Annotated in this window: 15 protein-coding genes; 1 reads left to right on the plus strand and 14 read right to left on the minus strand. The window is 64.7% G+C overall.

The window, feature by feature from the left end; translation table 11 throughout:
* The first annotated feature begins 29 nt into the window (after positions 1 to 29).
* Positions 30 to 1,121 (plus strand): PLP-dependent cysteine synthase family protein, encoded by a 1,092-nt coding sequence (locus AC07XS_RS00120; RefSeq protein WP_182713064.1) that lies wholly within the window; start codon positions 30 to 32, stop codon positions 1,119 to 1,121.
* Between the two features lie 313 nt (positions 1,122 to 1,434).
* Here the strand turns inward: AC07XS_RS00120 and AC07XS_RS00125 are convergent, their stop codons facing one another.
* The 14 genes from AC07XS_RS00125 to lipA all read right to left on the minus strand — a co-directional run bounded on the left by AC07XS_RS00125 (position 1,435) and on the right by lipA (position 14,213).
* Positions 1,435 to 1,749, minus strand: coding sequence for a hypothetical protein (locus AC07XS_RS00125; protein ID WP_182713065.1), 315 nt, complete (start codon positions 1,747 to 1,749; stop codon positions 1,435 to 1,437).
* Between the two features lie 778 nt (positions 1,750 to 2,527).
* Positions 2,528 to 3,934, minus strand: a complete 1,407-nt coding sequence (gene lpdA / locus AC07XS_RS00130; protein ID WP_182713066.1) for a dihydrolipoyl dehydrogenase — start codon at positions 3,932 to 3,934, stop codon at positions 2,528 to 2,530.
* Between the two features lie 2 nt (positions 3,935 to 3,936).
* Positions 3,937 to 4,416 carry a glutathione peroxidase gene (locus AC07XS_RS00135; protein WP_182713067.1) on the minus strand — a complete coding sequence of 160 codons (480 nt, stop codon included), beginning with the start codon at positions 4,414 to 4,416 and terminating at the stop codon, positions 3,937 to 3,939.
* A 15-nt stretch (positions 4,417 to 4,431) separates the two neighbouring features.
* Complete coding sequence (locus AC07XS_RS00140) at positions 4,432 to 5,745, minus strand: pyruvate dehydrogenase complex dihydrolipoamide acetyltransferase (protein WP_182713068.1); 1,314 nt, start codon at positions 5,743 to 5,745, stop codon at positions 4,432 to 4,434.
* Entirely contained in the window at positions 5,742 to 7,121 is a 1,380-nt protein-coding gene (locus tag AC07XS_RS00145) for a pyruvate dehydrogenase complex E1 component subunit beta (RefSeq protein WP_152950341.1), read from the minus strand. The genes AC07XS_RS00140 and AC07XS_RS00145 overlap by 4 nt, the downstream gene beginning before the upstream one ends.
* Positions 7,122 to 7,124: 3 nt before the next feature.
* Positions 7,125 to 8,153, minus strand: coding sequence for a pyruvate dehydrogenase (acetyl-transferring) E1 component subunit alpha (gene pdhA / locus AC07XS_RS00150; protein ID WP_182713069.1), 1,029 nt, complete (start codon positions 8,151 to 8,153; stop codon positions 7,125 to 7,127).
* Positions 8,154 to 8,286: 133 nt separating this feature from the next.
* The gene (locus AC07XS_RS00155) at positions 8,287 to 8,586 is read right to left on the minus strand and encodes an FtsB family cell division protein (protein ID WP_054765891.1); all 300 of its coding nucleotides are present in this window, start codon (positions 8,584 to 8,586) and stop codon (positions 8,287 to 8,289) included.
* Positions 8,587 to 8,725: 139 nt separating this feature from the next.
* Entirely contained in the window at positions 8,726 to 10,003 is a 1,278-nt protein-coding gene (gene eno / locus AC07XS_RS00160; protein ID WP_054765892.1) for a phosphopyruvate hydratase, read from the minus strand.
* A gap of 89 nt (positions 10,004 to 10,092) precedes the next feature.
* Positions 10,093 to 10,527 (minus strand): hypothetical protein, encoded by a 435-nt coding sequence (locus AC07XS_RS00165; protein WP_227975928.1) that lies wholly within the window; start codon positions 10,525 to 10,527, stop codon positions 10,093 to 10,095.
* Positions 10,528 to 10,814: 287 nt separating this feature from the next.
* Positions 10,815 to 10,997 (minus strand): 50S ribosomal protein L32, encoded by a 183-nt coding sequence (gene rpmF / locus AC07XS_RS00170; protein ID WP_054765894.1) that lies wholly within the window; start codon positions 10,995 to 10,997, stop codon positions 10,815 to 10,817.
* Positions 10,998 to 11,130: 133 nt separating this feature from the next.
* Positions 11,131 to 11,682, minus strand: a complete 552-nt coding sequence (locus AC07XS_RS00175) for a sugar O-acetyltransferase (RefSeq protein WP_182713070.1) — start codon at positions 11,680 to 11,682, stop codon at positions 11,131 to 11,133.
* A complete protein-coding gene (locus AC07XS_RS00180; RefSeq protein WP_182713071.1) occupies positions 11,679 to 12,794 on the minus strand; it encodes an NAD(P)/FAD-dependent oxidoreductase in 1,116 nt (371 codons plus the stop codon). The genes AC07XS_RS00175 and AC07XS_RS00180 overlap by 4 nt, the downstream gene beginning before the upstream one ends.
* Entirely contained in the window at positions 12,791 to 13,243 is a 453-nt protein-coding gene (locus AC07XS_RS00185; RefSeq protein ID WP_182713072.1) for a type II toxin-antitoxin system RatA family toxin, read from the minus strand. The genes AC07XS_RS00180 and AC07XS_RS00185 overlap by 4 nt, the downstream gene beginning before the upstream one ends.
* Before the next feature lie 7 nt (positions 13,244 to 13,250).
* Entirely contained in the window at positions 13,251 to 14,213 is a 963-nt protein-coding gene (gene lipA, locus AC07XS_RS00190; RefSeq protein WP_182713073.1) for a lipoyl synthase, read from the minus strand.
* Between the last annotated feature and the right edge of the window lie 176 nt (positions 14,214 to 14,389).

Here is a 14,389-nt window from a genome sequence, read left to right on the forward strand (position 1 = left end):
TCGCCTTCCTGTCTGCGACCGAGTCCGCCATGTCCGCCCCTGCCCGTCCCACCGTTGATCGCGCCTGGTTGAGCTGGGCCATGCGGCGGATCGAGGCGGACTACAACCGCTCGGCCGACACCCATCTGATCCCGGTGGACATGCCGGCCCTGTCGGACATCGCCCTGTATCTGAAGGACGAATCCAGCCACCCGACCGGCAGCCTGAAGCACCGTCTGGCGCGGTCGCTGTTCCTCTACGCCCTCAGCAACGGCTGGATCGGCGAGGGCATGACCATCATCGAGGCGTCCAGCGGCTCGACCGCCGTGTCCGAGGCCTATTTCGCCCGGATGCTGAACCTGCCCTTCATCGCCGTGGTGCCGCGCTCCACCGCCCAGGAGAAGATCGCCGCCATCGAATTCTACGGCGGACGCTGCCATTTCGTGGACGTGCCCGGCGACGCCTACGCCGAGAGCCAGCGGCTCGCCGACGAACTGGGCGGCCACTACATGGACCAGTTCACCTATGCCGAACGGGCCACGGACTGGCGCGGCAACAACAATATCGCCGAATCCATCTTCGCCCAGATGCGACGCGAGCCCTGCCCCGTCCCGCGCTGGATCGTGTGCGGCGCCGGCACCGGCGGCACCTCGGCGACCATCGGCCGGTTCGCCCGGTTCAATCGCCACGATACCCGGATCTGCGTCGCCGACCCGGAAGCCTCGGTCTTTCACCGTCACTGGGCCGAAGCGGCGGTCCAGAGCAGCGCCGATCGACCGTCCCTGATCGAGGGCATCGGCCGGGCGCGGGTCGAGCCCTCCTTCATCCCCAGCGTGGTGGATCGGATGATCGTCGTCCCCGACGTCGCCTCCATCGCCGCTGCGCGCGTCCTCAGCCGGCGTCTGGGCCGCCCCTGCGGCGGATCGACCGGCACCAACCTGTGGGCCTGTGTCGAACTCGCCCAGGAGATGGCGCAGGCGGGCGAATGCGGTTCGATCGTGTCAATCCTGTGCGACCACGGCGACCGCTACGCCTCCACCTATTTCGACGACGCCTGGATCGCCGCCCAGGGCCTCGACACCGTCCCTTGGGAGGCCCGCCTGGACGCCTTCTTCGAAACCGGCGTCCTGCCCAAGGCCTGAACCGGCTGTCTTGTCGGGATGGACAGGACTAAGAAGAGCCGAAAGGTCGGCCGCATGACCAAGGACATCGCCGCGGAGTTGGGCAAAAGGCGGTAGATCAACAGGATTGCAGGTCGGGTTAGGCCACTTAAAAGCAGCCCCTTAAGTAGTGGTGTGAATCCTTCTAATCTTCGGCGCGTGCTTGACCACGGCCCGATGTAAAATAGGCGTCATTCAGCGCGAGGTCACAGACCATATCGCGAGCGCCTTCATGGACTGAATTCAGATTCTGCCGGACAAGCTAGCCTAACTGCGCCTCATCTTAAGCAACCTATCAGAACGCATGGGACACTTCATCGTAGATCGCTTCACATTTTGCAAGCAATCGCGTTGAAATTTCTACGCTTTTACCGAAGCGGCGTCCCGCGAACCAATAATCTGGGTCAATATTCAGTCGCTCGATCGAAAAATGATGACAGGTTCGATCAATCGCGACCTGCGGATCCGCAACCATAGCGTCGTAATCTAGCACCAAAAATCTCGGATCTTGAAAAAGTCCAATATGATGAGCAAACGAATGCGCCCACAGGTAATAACATGCTCCTATGTTTGCAACCGAAGCCCCAGATATTGCAATTTCTTCAAGCATTAGCTGCGCCTTATTAATTGCAATTTCGGTTGCAATAGTATCACCACGACACATACGTAATAGTATGCCGCCACGCTCCTTTGCGGCCGAAGAAAATCGTTGGAGCCATACACGCGCCCCGGCCTCGCCAAATTCGTTTACAAACGATCCTATACAGTCACCCGGCTGCCTAATTAGGTAAACCGCGCGAGAACCGGGGTAGCTTTCGAGTAGGCACCGCGCTCGCGGAGTATCATGAAATGATTTGAAGAAAACAGGCTTAGGCGCCGATTTCGCCAACACAGCATCGATGTCAATTTTGTCCCTAAGTACAAACTGATCGAAACAATCTGGGCTATCTTCGTTCCGCACAGAGATCTGATCAGACGTTTCTAGCGCCCACGTAAGAGCGTTTGTTCCGGATCTCGCCGCACCAAACAAGAAAAAAGGTACCACTCTCACGAAACACCTATTTAAAAATTAATCGATCTACACGATATGTCGACTGGGTGTCTGCACCCTTACGAACTACGATCACAATGAGCGTCTTTCAGTCCAAGACGATGGCCCCTGTGTCTGTACAGGTATATGAGATCCCCAACCAAGAGTGGAGTCGGACATTTTTATAATCGTGGTGTCAGCGGGCCGATTCCGGTGAAGCATCGGGCAAACTGTTGAAACAGTTTCTCACCGAGCAAGTCACCGCGCTGCGAGCCCAATAGAAGTCGATAAGGCCGTTGCACTGGGCCCCTCGCCGTCATCCCCCAGATCGCGCTGGAGGATGACCGTCACGGCAGGATCAGATGTGCAGCACCCGTCCATAGGCGTCCAGTGCCGCCTCGTGCATGGCTTCCGACATGGTCGGGTGCGGATAGACGATGCCGTGGATGTCTTCTTCCGTCGCCTCCATGGTGATGGCGGTGACATAGCCCTGGATCATCTCGGTCACTTCGTGACCAATCATATGGGCGCCGATCAGGGCGCCGGTCTTGGCGTCGAAGATCACCTTGACGAAGCCGTCGATCTCGCCGGCGGCGACGGCCTTGCCGTTCACGCGGAACGGGAAGCGGCCGATCTTGACCTCGCGCTTCTCGGCGCGGGCGGCCTGTTCGGTGACGCCGACCGAAGCGACCTGCGGCTGGGCGTAGGTGCAGCCGGCGATGGGCGAGACGACATTGGGAGTCTTGTAACCGGCGATATATTCGGCGGCGTGAATGCCTTCGTGGCTGGCCTTATGCGCCAGCCAGGGCGCGCCGGCGCAGTCGCCGATGGCGAACAGGCCCTTGACGTTGGTCTGGCAGTGGCTGTCGGTCTTGATATGGCCGCGGTCCAGTTCGACGCCCAGGGCCTCCAGGCCGATGCCGTCGGTGTTGGCGGTGATGCCCACGGCCGAGATGCAGACCTCGGCCTCTAGGGCCTCGGCCTTGCCGCCGACCTCGATGTCGACCTTCACGCCCGCGCCGGTCTTGGAGACCTTGGTCACCTTGGCGCCGACTTTGAACTTGATCCCGCGCTTCTCGAACGACTTCTGCGCGGCCTTGGAGACCTCCTCGTCTTCGACCGGCATGATGCGCTCGACCGCCTCCACGACCGTCACCTCGCAGCCCAGGGCGCGATAGAAGCTGGCGAACTCGATGCCGATGGCGCCCGAGCCAATGACCACGAAGGTCTTGGGCAGCTTCTTCGGCGCCAGGGCGTCGCGATAGGCCCAGATCTTGTCGCCGTCGGCCTCCAGACCGATCTGCGGCAGGGCGCGCGCCCGCGCGCCGACCGCCAGCATCACCGACTTGGCCTCGACCGTGCGCGACCCGCCGGCCTTCAGGGCGATCACGACCTTGGGCGCCGCAGCGCCCTTCTCCAGCTTGGCCGAACCCTCGATCACCTCGATCTTGTTCTTCTTCATCAGGAAGGCGACGCCCTTGTTCATCGTCGCCGCGACGCCGCGCGAGCGCTGGATGATGGCGTCGAAGTCGAACGACGCGCCGGACGCCGACAGGCCGTAGTCCTTCAGATGGCTCAGGCTCTCGAACTTCTCGCCCGACTTCAGCAGGGCCTTGGTCGGTATACAGCCCCAATTCAGGCAGATGCCGCCCAGGTTCTCGCGCTCGACGATGGCGACCTTCTGGCCCAGCTGGCTGGCGCGGATGGCCGCGACGTAACCGCCGGGGCCCGAGCCGATGACGACGAGATCGAATTCAGCAGCCATGATCAGATCAACTTCTCGATGTCGGCCTTGATGGCCTCGGGTTCAGTCTGCGGGGCGTAGCGGGCGACCACCCTGCCCTCGCGGTCGGTCAGGAACTTGGTGAAGTTCCACTTGATGGATTGGGAGCCGAGGAAGCCCCGTTTCTGCTTGGTCAGCCAGGCATAGAGCGGATGCCGGTTCGGCCCATTGACCTCCACCTTGTCGAACAGGGGGAAGCTCACGTCGAAACTGGTGGCGCAGAAGGCGGCGATTTCCGCCGCCTTGCCCGGCTCCTGATTGCCGAACTGGTTGCAGGGAAAGCCCAGAACCTCGAACGGCGCGTCGGCGAAATCCCGGTGCAGCGTCTCCAGACCCTCGTATTGGCCGGTGAAGCCGCACTTGGACGCGGTATTGACGATCAGCAGCGCCTGACCACGGAAACGGTCCAGCGACACCTCGGCGCCGTCGATGGCGCGGGCGGAGAAGTCATAGACCGAGGTCATGACTATCTCCTCCCCCTACGCCAGCATCGCGACGGGATCTTCGATCAGCGGCTTGAACGCCTGCAGGAAGCGGGCGCCGGTCGCGCCGTCCACCACGCGGTGATCGCAGGTCAGGGTCACGGTCATGACCGTGGCCGGAACCACCTGGCCGTTCTTGACCACGGCCCGCTGCTCGCCCGCGCCCACGCTCATGATACAGCCCTGGGGCTCGTTGACGATCGAGGTGAACTGTTTGATGCCGAACATGCCCAGGTTGGACACCGAGAAGGTGCCGCCCTGGAACTCTTCCGGCTTCAGCTTGCGGTCGCGGGCGCGCTTGGCCAGGTCCTTGGACTCGGTCGCGATCTGCGCCAGACCCTTGGTCTCGGCCTTCCTGATGATCGGGGTGATCAGGCCGCCGTCGATCGCCACCGCCATGGAGATGTCGGCGTTGTGGTGCATGGCGATGCCTTCGGGGGTGTAGGAGGCGTTCGCCTCCGGCACCATCTTCAGGGCAAGGGCGGCGGCCTTGATGACGAAGTCGTTGACCGAGACCTTGATCCCCTGCGGCTCCAGCATCTTGTTCACCTTGGCGCGGACGGCCATCAGCTGGTCGATCTCGCAGTCGATGAACAAGGGGAAGTGCGGCACGTTCTGCACGCTCTCCACCATCCGCCGCGCCACGGCCTTCTTCATCCCGTCCAGCGGGATCAGGTCGTAGCTGCCGTCCGGGATACCCATCTGGGCCAGGGACAGGGCCTTGCGGGGCTCAGCGGCGGCGGGCGTCGCAGCGGCAGCGGCGGGCTGGACAGATCCCTTGCCGGCGGCTTCCACATCGCGGCGAACGATGCGCCCATGCGGACCGGTGCCCTTGACCGACTTCAGATCGACGCCGTTCTGAGCCGCGATCCGGCGCGCCAGGGGTGAGGCGAAGATGCGCTGGCCGCTTTCGGACTTCGGCGCCGGCGCGCTCTTAGGCGGCAGAACGGCCTCGGCGGACTTCACGCCTTCGGGCGTGGCCACGGCCTGTCCGCTTTCATGGCCGGCCTGAGCCGGCTTGTCGCTCGTCGACGGGCCGGCGGGCTTGTCGGCCTTTGGGGACGCCGAGCCGCCCTCATCCTTCAGTCGGGCGATGGGCGTATTGACCTTCACCCCTTCCGTGCCTTCAGCGACCAGGATGTCGGTGATCTCGCCCTCGTCCACGGCCTCGACTTCCATCGTGGCCTTGTCGGTTTCGATCTCGGCGATCACGTCCCCGGCGGAGACGACGTCGCCGACCTTCACATGCCACTTGGCCAGGACGCCCTCTTCCATGGTCGGAGACAGGGCCGGCATCAGGATATCGGTCATGCCATCACCTGCTTCACGGCTGCGATGATCTTGTCCACGCCCGGCAGCGACAGGGCTTCCAGATTGGCGGCGTAGGGCAGAGGCACGTCCTCCTGGTGCACCCGCAACGGCGGGGCGTCCAGATAGTCGAAGGCGTGTTGGATGACGCGGGCCACCACCTCGGCGCCCACGCCCATCGGACCCCAGCCCTCTTCGGCCGAGACCAGGCGGCTGGTCTTCTTGACGCTCTGGACAATGGTGTCGGTGTCCAGCGGACGCAGGGTGCGCAGATCGACCACCTCGCACTCGATGCCTTCCTCGGCCAGCTTCTCGGCGGCCTGCAGGGCGAAGCCGACCATGCGGCTGTGGCAGGTGATGGTGACGTCGCGGCCTTCGCGGCGTACCTTGGCCTTGCCGATCGGCAGGACGTAGTCCTCGACCTCCGGCACGTCGAACTCCAGCCCGTACATCATCTCGTGTTCGAGGAAGACGATCGGGTTCGGGTCGCGGATGGCCGCCTTCAGCAGGCCCTTGGCGTCGGCCGCATCATAGGGGGCGATGACCTTCAGGCCCGGCACCTGGGCATACCAGGCCGAATAGTCCTGGCTGTGCTGGGCCGCCACGCGGCTGGCCGCGCCGTTCGGGCCGCGGAAGACGATCGGCGCCTTGATCTGACCGCCCGACATATAAAGCGTCTTGGCGGCCGAGTTGATGATGTGGTCGATCGCCTGCATGGCGAAGTTGAAGGTCATGAACTCGACGATCGGCTTCAGGCCCGCCATGGCGGCGCCGACGCCTAGGCCCGCGAAGCCGTGCTCGGTAATCGGGGTGTCGACCACGCGCTGGTCGCCGAACTCCTGCAGCAGCTCGCGGCTGACCTTGTAGGCGCCCTGATACTGGGCGACTTCCTCACCGATCAGGAAGACCTTGTCGTCGCGACGCATCTCCTCGGCCATGGCGTCGCGCAGGGCGTCGCGGATGGTGGTCTTCACCAGCTTGGCGTCGGCCGGGATTTCCGGATCGCGCAGCTCGACCTTGGGGGTCGAGGTCTGGGTCGGGGCCTTTTCGGGATCGCCGGTCTTGCCCTCGGCGGTCGCCTTGGGCGCATCGGCCTGGGCCTTGTCGGACTCCGCCTTCGGGGCGGGCGCCGCCGCGCCGTCTTCGCCGGCCAGACGCGCGATCGGCGTATTGACCTTCACATTCTCCGAGCCTTCGGCGACCAGGATCTCCAGCACTTCGCCTTCATCCACGGCCTCGACTTCCATCGTGGCCTTGTCGGTTTCGATCTCGGCGATCACCTGGCCGGCCGACACGGTGTCGCCCGCCTTGATGTGCCATTTGGTCAGCGTGCCCTCTTCCATCGTGGGGGACAGCGCCGGCATGAGGATGTCGGTCACGGATCAGGCCTCCACGTAGACGTCGGTATAGAGCTCGGACGGATCGGGTTCCGGGCTTTCTTGGGCGAATTGAACGGCCTCTGCGACGATGGCCTTGATCTCGTTGTCGATGGCCTTCAGCTCGTCCTCGGTCGCATTGGCGGCGGCCAGCAGGGTCTTGACGTGATCGATGGGATCGCGGGTCTTCTTGACCTCGTCCACCTCTTCCTTGGTCCGGTACTTGGCCGGATCGGACATGGAGTGGCCGCGATAGCGGTAGGTCTTGACCTCAAGGATGTAGGGGCCCTCGCCGGCGCGGGCGCGATCCACCGCCTTCTTGACCGCATCGCGCACCGCGATCACATCCATGCCGTCGACCTGTTCGCCGGGAATGCCGAAGCTGGCGCCGCGCTGGCTGAGCTGGGTCGTGGATGACGAGCGTTCGATGCTCGTACCCATGGCGTACTGATTGTTCTCGATGATGTAGATGGCCGGCAGCTTCCACAGCTGGGCCATGTTGAAGCTTTCGTAGACCTGACCCTGGTTCGAGGCGCCGTCGCCGAAATAGACGAAGGCCACAGAATCGTCGCCGCGGTACTTGCCTGCAAAGGCCAGGCCCGTGCCTAGGGCCACCTGGGCGCCGACGATGCCGTGACCGCCGTAGAAGCCGGTCGGCACGTCGAACATGTGCATCGAGCCGCCCTTGCCCTTCGACGAACCGCCGATGCGGCCGGTCAGCTCGGCCATGACTTCCTTCGGATCCATGCCCGCAGCCAGCATATGGCCGTGATCGCGGTAGCCGGTGATGATCTTGTCATGGCCCTGTTTGACGCTCTCCTGAACGCCCACGGCCACGGCTTCCTGGCCGATGTACAGGTGGCAGAACCCCCCGATCAGACCCATGCCGTAAAGCTGGCCCGCCCGCTCCTCGAAGCGGCGGATGAGCACCATCTCACGGTAATAGCGGAGGAGGTCCTCCTTGGAGGCCGAAGGCGTGTTCGGCAGTTTGTCAGGCGCAGTGGTCTGAGCGGCTTTGGCTGGGGCTTTCGCCATCCGGCATCTCCCGGCTAGGCGCCGGGGAGCGACGCCTTCTTATCGTTACGGAAGGGGGCTTTAGCAGCCTTCGTTCCCGAAACGCAAAGGGGGGCGGGCCAAGCTGTAACAATAGTTCAAGTGGGGAGGATTTTCACCCCTGAACGGATTGCGCCTGAACAGCAATCACATAGTCGCGCGGGTCCGAAAACCCGAGAACGGCGCGCGCCCGCTCCTCCAGCAGATCCTTGGACAGGCTGTCGCTGCGCAGATAGCGCACGCGGGTTTCCAGATCGCGCCGTTGTTCCGTCAGATGGGCGAGCTGCGCCTCGCGCTGCCCCAGCAGGGCGTCCCGCGACGATCCGCTCAGCAGGCCGCGCTCGCCCGTCAGGGCCTGCACCCCAAGATAGGCGAGCAGGAGCAAAAGGACGATGGACAGGCGGTACGGCTTCATCCGTTCGGGCAAGACAGACGCTCCTTCTGAGCGCGAGAGACACAGTTCATTAACTGTGCCCGAAAATGCCTAACGAAAAGTAGCTTGACCTTAAGAAGGTCGGCGAAGAACGCTGATTCTTCGCCGACAATTCACAGGTCTAGCGCAGCAGCATGCCGTCGCCGAAATAGACGGCCTGGTCGCCCAGCATCTCCTCCAGGCGCAGCAGCTGATTGTACTTGGCCACCCGGTCCGAGCGGGCCAGCGAACCGGTCTTGATCTGTCCGCAGTTGGTGGCCACGGCCAGGTCGGCGATGGTCGAATCCTCGGTCTCGCCCGAGCGATGGCTCATCACGGCGGTGTAGCCGGCGCGGTGCGCCATATCGACGGCGTCCAGGGTCTCCGACAGGGTGCCGATCTGGTTGACCTTGATCAGGATGGAGTTGGCCAGACCCTCGCCGATGCCGGCGGCCAGACGCGCCGGATTGGTCACGAACAGATCGTCGCCGACCAGCTGGACCCGGTCACCGAGACGTTCGGTCAGCAGGCGCCAGCCGTCGAAATCGTCCTCGGCCATGCCGTCCTCGATCGAGACGATCGGGAACCGCTCGCAAAGATCGACCAGATAGGCGGCCATGCCCTCGGCGTCGACGGTCTTGCCCTCGCCGGCCATGACGTACTTGCCGTCCTTGAAGAACTCGGTCGAGGCGACGTCCAGACCCAGGTGGAAGTCTTCACCGGCCAGATAGCCGGCGGCCTGACCCGCCTTGGTGATGAAGCTCAGAGCCTCCTCGGCCGAGGCCAGGTTCGGCGCGAAGCCGCCCTCGTCCCCGACATTGGTGTTGTGACCCGCGTCCTTCAGCTGCTTCTTCAGGGCGTGGAAGATCTCCGTACCCATGCGCAGGGCGTCGGTGAAGGTCTCGGCGCCGGTCGGCAGGATCATGAATTCCTGGATGTCGATCGGATTGTCGGCGTGGGCGCCGCCGTTGATGATGTTCATCATCGGCGTGGGCAGGACGCGGGCAGAGACGCCGCCGATGTAGCGATGCAGCGGCAAGCCGGCCGAGATGGCGCTGGCCTTGGCGGCGGCGAGTGACACGCCCAGGATGGCGTTGGCGCCCAGACGGCCCTTGTTCGGCGTGCCGTCCAGCTCGATCATCGCCTCGTCGATCCGACGCTGATCCTCGGCGTCCATGCCGGACAGGGCGTCAAAGATCTCGCCGTTGACGGCGTCGACCGCCTTCTGCACGCCCTTGCCGCCCCACATATCCTTGTCGCCGTCGCGCAGTTCGACGGCCTCGTGGGCGCCGGTCGAGGCGCCCGAGGGCACGGCGGCGCGGCCGAAAGAGCCGTCATCCAGGATCACATCCACTTCCACCGTCGGATTGCCCCGGCTGTCGAGAATCTGGCGGGCGACGATGTCGGCGATGTCGGTCATGGCTCGGCTCTTTGGCTCAGGCGAAAAACAGGTCCGAGGGGTTTAGCCGTCTCCCTGCGAATCGCCAATGGCTGCCGCGCCCATTGCCGTCAGGAACAGCCCTCGACCAGCTGTATCGACGGATCGCCCGCATGGATCGCTTTCACCTTGCCGTCGGCGCCGACCTCATAGCGAAGGCCGCGCGCCGCAGGATCGACGACATAGGCGGTGGAGCCGCCGCGCGACCAGACGAACAGATCCTCCGCAGGAGCCGGCTCATATTTGTGCGGCTGGGCGAAGACGGCGCCGCCATAGGCCTGTTTGATCGCCATGCCGTCGTCGCCGAGGCCGAAGCCGCGGTCGGTCTTGACCGTCGCCTCACGGGCGGCGGTGATCCGGGTCAGGACGCCGTTCTGAATCATGACCCTCACATCCGCGGGCGCCTTCGTGGGATGGAACTCGTCGCAGGTCTCGGGATCGGGGCCGCCGACCGCATTGGGCTGCGAATCCTCGCCCCAGACCTGAACCAGCTGGGCGCGTGTCATGCCGATCCGCGCGGGGCCCAGGCCCTCGCTGGTCAGGGCGTTAGGATCCGCGGGCGCTGGAGCGGCCTGAGGCGTCGAGGCCGGCGCGGCGGGCTTCGGCGCTGGTTCCTCTCGACGTTCACAGGCGGAGAGAGTCAAAAAAGCGACAGCGCTGACGGCGGCGAAACGGATCATCGACGAAGTCTCCCGAACAAGCTTCGCCGCCATGAACGCACGAAAACGGCGCGCGGATCACCGCGCGCCGTAAATCTCTTTGTCCGGTCGGCGACCGGGCCGGGAGGAAAAGACTAGTCTTCCTTCGGCGTCAGAACCTGACGGCCGCGATAGGTGCCGGTCTTCAGGTCGATGTGGTGCGGGCGCTTCAGCTCGCCGGTGTCCTTGTCCTCGACATAGACGTTCGAGGTCAGGGCGTCGTGGGCGCGGCGCATGTTGCGACGCGAGGGGGATACTTTGCGCTTCGGAACGGCCATGTCCGTCTCAATCTTCTAAGTCGGGCGCCGCCCAGAGCCGAAGCCTGTCTGGCGCGAAAACAATAGCGGCGGCCCACCGGACCGCCACGCGAGGCGCGGCTTATGCATGAACCGCGCGACGATTTCAAGGCGTTTAAGCGGGCGTCAGGCGGCGGACGATCTTGGCCGGATTGCCGACCACCACGACGTCCGCCGGAACGTCTCGGGTGACGACGCTGCCGGCGCCGATCACCGCCCGATCGCCGATGGAGACGCCGGCCAGGATGATCGCCCCGCCGCCGATCCAGACATCGTCGCCGATGACGATCGGCCGGGCGGATTCCCTACCCCGCCGTTCGACGGCGTCCAGCGGATGTTCCGGCGTCAGCAACTGCACGCCGGGACCGGCCTGGAAGTTGTCGCCGATTCGAATCTCCGCGCAGTCCAGAAACACGCTGTTGGCGTTGACGAAGGCGTTCGAGCCGAAATGGATGTTGACCCCGTAGTCGCAGTAGAAGCCCGGCATGATGATCGCCGCGCTGTCCGACGCCCGGACCAGTTGGTTGACCAGGGCGCGGCGCCGGTCTCGATCCGGTTCGGCGTTGATGGCGACGGTCAGGGCCACGGCGCGGGCGCGGCCGTCGCGCAGGTCCGGATCGCCCGGATCATAGGGCAGGCCGGCCAGCATCTTTTCTCTTTCTGTCATGCGGCCTCCGTCAGGGCGGCGGCCACGGCCTCGCCGATGGCCAGGGAGCTGGTCAGACCTGGGCTTTCGATGCCGAACAGAGCCATCAGCCCCTCCATGCCGTGGCGCTCGACCCCGTGCAGTTGGAAGTCCGGCTGCGGCTCGCCAGGCCCGTGCAGCTTGGGCCGAATGCCCGCGTAGTCCGGGGTCAAAGCTCCATCAGGCAGCCCCGGCCAGAAGCGACGGATATAGCCGGCGAACTCTTCCGCCTTGGCCGGATCGACCGAATAGTCCTCGCTCTCGACATAGGCCAGGTCCGGGCCGAACACCGCCTGACCGCCTAGGTCCTTGCGATAATGGGTGCCCAGGGCGCCGGGAATCGGCGGCGGATAGATCAGCCGGTCGAACGGCGCCTTGCCGACCAGCCGGAAATAGACGCCCTTGCCGAAATGGCCGGCGGGGATGTCCTCTGCCGGATAGCCCTCGATCGCCGCCGCTACGGCCTGGGCCGAGAGACCGGGCGCCGTCACCAGCAGACGGCAGGAGACCGCCATCGCCCCCTCCCCGCCCACGCGGATCGTGAAGCCGCCGCCCGGCAGGGGCTCTGCGCCCTCGAACGGGGCCGAGACCACCACCGATCCGCCCGCATCCTCGATCTCGCCCTGCAGGGCCAGCATATAGCCGTGGCTGTCGAACAGGCCGCTCTCGGGCGACAGGATGGCGGCGTGGGCGTTCAGTTCCGGCTCCAGCGCCCGCGCCTGGGCGCCGGTCAGGTGCTCCAGCCCCTCGACCCCGTTCGCCGTCGCCTGTTCGAAGATGGCCTCGATCCGCTCGACCTCGGCCTCTTCGGTCGCCACGACCAGCTTGCCGCACTTCCAGTGATCGATCTTGTGAGTGGCCAAGAAGTCGTAAAGCGCCCGCCGCCCCTCGACGCAGAAGCGGGCCTTCAGCGAAGCGGTCGGATAATAGAGGCCGCCGTGGATCACCTCGGAATTGCGCGACGAGACGCCCTGGCCGACATGGCCTTCCTTCTCCAGCACCAGCACCGTCAGGCCCCGTTTCGACAACGCCCGACCGCACGCCAGGCCCACGGCCCCGGCGCCCACGACGGTCGCGTCGAAATCGAAACTCATCGCCTGCCGTACCTCCGCACCGCCTCGGCCTCGAAACAGCCGATCAGCTTTTCCACCGCCCGGTCGAAATTGGCCGACAGCATCAGGTCCAGCATGCGGGACTTGAAGGCGAAGTCGATCACGAACTCCAGCCGCGTCCCCTCGGGATGCGGGAAGAACTCCCACCGGTTCTTCAGATGCTTGAACGGCCCGCGCAACAGGCCGACCTCCACCTTCGGCGCATTACGATCATGCCGGACCCAGGTGGAGAACCGCTCCTTCAGGAAGGAGAAACCCACCCCCGCCTCGGCGTCCAGCACGGTCACGCCCTCGCCTTCGGCCCGCGCGTTCCAGACCCGCATCGAGGTGACCCAGGGGACGAAGTCGGGATAGGTCCGCACATCGGCGACCAGATCGGCAAGCTGTTCGGGCGCATAGGGAAGAATGCGCGTTACGCGGTGGACGGCCATACGGAATTTAGCGGCGCAGCTGCGCCTCGCGCGCAGCCTTCAGCCGGGCGAAGTCGTCGCCGGCGTGGTGCGACGAACGCGTCAGCGGCGACGACGACACCATCAGGAAGCCTTTGGCCCGGGCGATCGCCTCATAGGCCTTGAACTCTTCAGGGGTCACGAACCGGTCGATGGCGGCGTGTTTGCGCGTCGGCTGCAGGTACTGGCCGATGGTGATGAAGTCGACGCCGGCGGACCGCATGTCGTCCATCACCTGCATGACCTCTTCCTTGGTCTCGCCCAGGCCGACCATGATGCCGGACTTGGTGAACTGGTTCGGGTCGCGCTCCTTGACCATCTGCAACAGGCGCAGGCTGTGGAAGTAGCGGGCGCCGGGCCGGATCTTCAGATACAGGCGCGGAACGGTCTCGAGATTGTGGTTGAAGACGTCGGGCTTGGCGTCGATCATCACCGCCGCCGCCCCGTCCTTGCGCAGGAAGTCGGGCGTCAGGATCTCGATTGTGGTGTTCGGCGCCTGGAGGCGGATCTGGCGCACCACCTCGGCGAAGTGAGCCGCCCCGCCGTCGGCCACGTCGTCGCGGTCGACCGAGGTGATCACCACATGGTTCAGCCCCATCTGCGACACCGCCAGCCCGACCTTGCCCGGCTCCTCCGGGTCCAGCGGCTGGGGTAGGCCCGTCTTGACGTTGCAGAAGGCGCACGCCCGCGTGCAGGTGTCGCCCATGATCATCAGGGTGGCGTGCTTCTGGCTCCAGCACTCTCCGATATTTGGGCAAGCCGCCTCTTCACAGACCGTGTGCAGCCCCTTGGAGCGGACGATGTCCTTGGTGGCGTTGTACTGACCCGATCCAGGCGCCTTGACCCGCAGCCAGTCGGGCTTTTTCAGAACGACCGTCTCCGGGCGGTTCTGCTTTTCCGGGTGGCGCAGCTCCGACGGCTTACGCTGAAGGGTGTCGATCAGGGTCACCATGGCCGGTATTTCGGCCTTCCCGCGCCCAATGGCAAGCCACAGGCGGTTACAGATGATGGCGCGCCCGTTGGTCCGCTCGGGAACTCACGCGACGTTACGCATCTTTTCAAGACGCCGTTGCGTCATTATTGACGGACGCCCGACAACAGAGAGGGCCTGTCGCGCCCTCCGCAGGA

The organism is Brevundimonas sp. GW456-12-10-14-LB3 (genome assembly GCF_059424365.1).

What these genes read in the sequence shown, in the direction of transcription:
- AC07XS_RS00135 (WP_182713067.1), bottom strand. Translation starts at nt 4,416, where the DNA reads ATGACCTCGGTCTATGACTTCTCCGCCCGCGCCATCGACGGCGCCGAG.
- eno (WP_054765892.1), bottom strand. Translation starts at nt 10,003, where the DNA reads ATGACCGACATCGCCGACATCGTCGCCCGCCAGATTCTCGACAGCCGG.
- AC07XS_RS00185 (WP_182713072.1), bottom strand. Translation starts at nt 13,243, where the DNA reads ATGGCCGTCCACCGCGTAACGCGCATTCTTCCCTATGCGCCCGAACAG.
- pdhA (WP_182713069.1), bottom strand. Translation starts at nt 8,153, where the DNA reads ATGGCGAAAGCCCCAGCCAAAGCCGCTCAGACCACTGCGCCTGACAAA.
- AC07XS_RS00140 (WP_182713068.1), bottom strand. Translation starts at nt 5,745, where the DNA reads ATGACCGATATCCTGATGCCGGCCCTGTCTCCGACCATGGAAGAGGGC.
- AC07XS_RS00125 (WP_182713065.1), bottom strand. Translation starts at nt 1,749, where the DNA reads ATGCTTGAAGAAATTGCAATATCTGGGGCTTCGGTTGCAAACATAGGA.
- AC07XS_RS00120 (WP_182713064.1), top strand. Translation starts at nt 30, where the DNA reads ATGTCCGCCCCTGCCCGTCCCACCGTTGATCGCGCCTGGTTGAGCTGG.
- AC07XS_RS00180 (WP_182713071.1), bottom strand. Translation starts at nt 12,794, where the DNA reads ATGAGTTTCGATTTCGACGCGACCGTCGTGGGCGCCGGGGCCGTGGGC.
- lpdA (WP_182713066.1), bottom strand. Translation starts at nt 3,934, where the DNA reads ATGGCTGCTGAATTCGATCTCGTCGTCATCGGCTCGGGCCCCGGCGGT.
- AC07XS_RS00155 (WP_054765891.1), bottom strand. Translation starts at nt 8,586, where the DNA reads ATGAAGCCGTACCGCCTGTCCATCGTCCTTTTGCTCCTGCTCGCCTAT.
- lipA (WP_182713073.1), bottom strand. Translation starts at nt 14,213, where the DNA reads ATGGTGACCCTGATCGACACCCTTCAGCGTAAGCCGTCGGAGCTGCGC.
- rpmF (WP_054765894.1), bottom strand. Translation starts at nt 10,997, where the DNA reads ATGGCCGTTCCGAAGCGCAAAGTATCCCCCTCGCGTCGCAACATGCGC.
- AC07XS_RS00175 (WP_182713070.1), bottom strand. Translation starts at nt 11,682, where the DNA reads ATGACAGAAAGAGAAAAGATGCTGGCCGGCCTGCCCTATGATCCGGGC.
- AC07XS_RS00165 (WP_227975928.1), bottom strand. Translation starts at nt 10,527, where the DNA reads ATGACACGCGCCCAGCTGGTTCAGGTCTGGGGCGAGGATTCGCAGCCC.